Genomic DNA, 2,331 nt, shown 5'->3' with positions numbered 1-2,331 from the left:
CGACTCCTGGACGGCTGACCGAGGTGCTGGCCTGGGTGGCACAAGGATGAGCGCGCCGTTCGAAACCATCGGCGGGACGAGCGCCGGGCCGCTCCCAAGCCGGCCCGCCATCCCCTCGGGGGATCGCTCGGCGTACCCGCAGAGCGAGGGGCTGACATGATGTTCGAGGGAAGCTACCTGGGCGATCGGGACCGTCTGCCGGCCCACGCCAAGCTGGAGTGCAAGATCTGCTGGTGGGTCTACGACCCGGACCAGGGCGACCCGGTCTGGCAGATCCCGCCCGGCACCGCCTTCACCGACCTGCCCGCCCACTGGCGCTGCCCGCAGTGCGACGGCGACGCCGAGCAGTTCATGGTGGTGAGCGGGGATGCGGCATGAGCCGCGGGCCGAGCGCCGGGCCTATCGCCGGACCCGTCTCAAGCCGGCCCGCCATCCCCCCGGGGGATCGGCCGACGTTCCCGTCGGACGAGGGGCAGACATGAGCCTCGTGGCTGCACGGGTCCTGGCGCTGGAGGCGGCCTTCCGGCGCATTGCCGCCACCCGCATGGCCGGGCTGCCGCTGCTGCAGCCGGGCCTGGCGGTGCAGGCCGTGGGCTTCGAGCCCGAGCCCGACGATGCCGGCCTGGCCTGGGGCGTGCTGATCACCCCCTGGTTCATGAACCTGCTGCGCCTGCCGCTGATGGCCGAGAACGCGCAGCGCCTGCCCGCGCCCGGCGTGGCGGCCGACTGGACCGTGGGCGGCCACGCCGTGGGCTGCCTGGGCGCCGAAGAGGCCCTGCTGGGCGAAGGCCCGCTGGCCCGCTACGCCCTGTGCTCGCTGCATTCGCCCATGCACCACTTCGCCGACCAGGCCAGCGCCCTGGCCGCCGCCCACGAGGTACTGCAGCTGCTGCGCCCGGCCGCGGCGCAGCCGGTGTCGTCTGCCGCCCCGGTGGGCGCCCCACCGCCCTCGCGCCGCGGCTTCCTGTTCGGGCGGGGCCAGCCCCCCGGCACGCCATGAGCCCGACCTTCGACCTGGTGGGCCAGGTGCAGCTGCGCCCCGGTCCGGGCCACACCACCCTCACCAGCACCCGCCCGGCGCTGGTGGGCCGGCTCACCCAGGGCCGCCGGCCCGAGGAACTGCCGCTGCTGCTGGGCAGCCTGTTCACGCTGTGCGGCCATGCCCACCAGTTGGCCGCGCAGATGGCGGTGGACGCGGCCCTGGGCCGGGCCAGCCCGTCGCCCTCCCCGGCCGCCGCAGCGGCCCTGCGGGTGGCCACGGCGCGCGACCAGCTGGTGCGCATCGCCCACGACTGGCCGCGCCTGCTGCCGGGCGTGCCCGACGAAGCCCTGGCGCAGAGCCTCGTCCATTGCCCGCTGGGCCCGGCCCTGCGCGACCCAGTGGCCCAGCAATCGGCCCTGGCCGCCCTGCCCGCCTGGCTGGAGAAACACTGGCTGGGCCTGCCCGCGGCCGAGTGGCTGGCCCGGCAGGAGCAGACCCCGGTCGAATGGGCCACGCATTGGGCCCGTGGCAGCACCACCGCCCTGGCCCGCCTGCTGCGCGCCCATCACGGCCCCGCCGCCCGTCTGGCCACGCCGTCCCGGCCGCTGTCGCTCGCTGCGCTGGAAGCCGGCGGCTTCCAGGAACTGGCCCAGCAACTCGACACCCTGCCCGCCGACGCCTTGCCGCAGTGGCAAGGGGCCGTGCCCGACACCGGCCCCTGGACCCGCCGGCGGGACGCCTCCCCCCTGCCTGCGCACAATGCCTGGATGCGCCTGCTCAGCCGCCTGACCGATCTGCTGCACCTGGCCGTCCCCGGCGGCGAGGACTGGCTGGCCGGGGGCCGGCTGCAGCCCGCGCCCGGCCAGGGCATCGCCTGGGTGGAGATGGCCCGCGGCCTGCTGATCCACTGGGTGCAGCTGAGCGATGGCCCGGCCGGCCCCCGCGTGGCCGCCTGCCGGGTGCTGGCCCCCACCGACTGGAACTTCCACCCGCACGGCGTGCTGGCCCATGCCCTGGCCGACGTGACCCACGAAGACGATGCCCGCCGCCTGGCGGTGGCCTTCGACCCCTGCGTCGCGTTCAGCGTCGAGATGCCCCAAACCACTGCTCAGGAGTCGCCCCATGCATGAGATGAGCCTGGCCGGGGGCATCCTGCGCGTCGTCGAACAGGCCGCCGAACGCGAGGGCTTTGCCCGCGTGCAGCAGCTCACGCTGGAAGCCGGCGCGTTGGCCGGCGTGGAGGTGCGCGCCCTGCGCTTCGCGCTGGAGGCCCTGGCCCCCGGCAGCGCGCTGGAAGGCGCCGAGATCGTGATCCAGGAGCGCCGGCCAGGCCTGGTGCCTGCGCTGCG

General features: G+C 75.5%; 3 protein-coding genes and 1 pseudogene. All 4 read left to right on the top strand.

Annotated elements, in window-relative coordinates:
* Positions 1-156: 156 nt before the first annotated feature.
* Entirely contained in the window at positions 157-378 is a 222-nt protein-coding gene (locus I73_RS17985) for a rubredoxin (protein ID WP_026096905.1), read from the top strand.
* A gap of 100 nt (positions 379-478) precedes the next feature.
* Positions 479-1,000, top strand: a complete 522-nt coding sequence (hybE, locus tag I73_RS17980) for a [NiFe]-hydrogenase assembly chaperone HybE (RefSeq protein ID WP_022981884.1) — start codon at positions 479-481, stop codon at positions 998-1,000.
* Positions 997-2,112, top strand: a complete 1,116-nt coding sequence (locus I73_RS31060) for a hypothetical protein (RefSeq protein WP_022981883.1) — start codon at positions 997-999, stop codon at positions 2,110-2,112. The genes hybE and I73_RS31060 overlap by 4 nt, the downstream gene beginning before the upstream one ends.
* Positions 2,105-2,331, top strand: a pseudogene (locus I73_RS28830) (hydrogenase maturation nickel metallochaperone HypA); the annotation flags it as partial. The gene I73_RS31060 and the pseudogene I73_RS28830, both read left to right, overlap by 8 nt.

Source organism: Ideonella sp. B508-1 (assembly GCF_000333615.1).
In the GTDB taxonomy this organism is placed as follows: Bacteria; Pseudomonadota; Gammaproteobacteria; order Burkholderiales; family Burkholderiaceae_C; genus Ideonella.
This window is presented reverse-complemented; position numbering and strand designations above follow the sequence as displayed.

What these genes read in the sequence shown, in the direction of transcription:
- I73_RS17985 (WP_026096905.1), top strand. Translation starts at nt 157, where the DNA reads ATGATGTTCGAGGGAAGCTACCTGGGCGATCGGGACCGTCTGCCGGCC.
- hybE (WP_022981884.1), top strand. Translation starts at nt 479, where the DNA reads ATGAGCCTCGTGGCTGCACGGGTCCTGGCGCTGGAGGCGGCCTTCCGG.
- I73_RS31060 (WP_022981883.1), top strand. Translation starts at nt 997, where the DNA reads ATGAGCCCGACCTTCGACCTGGTGGGCCAGGTGCAGCTGCGCCCCGGT.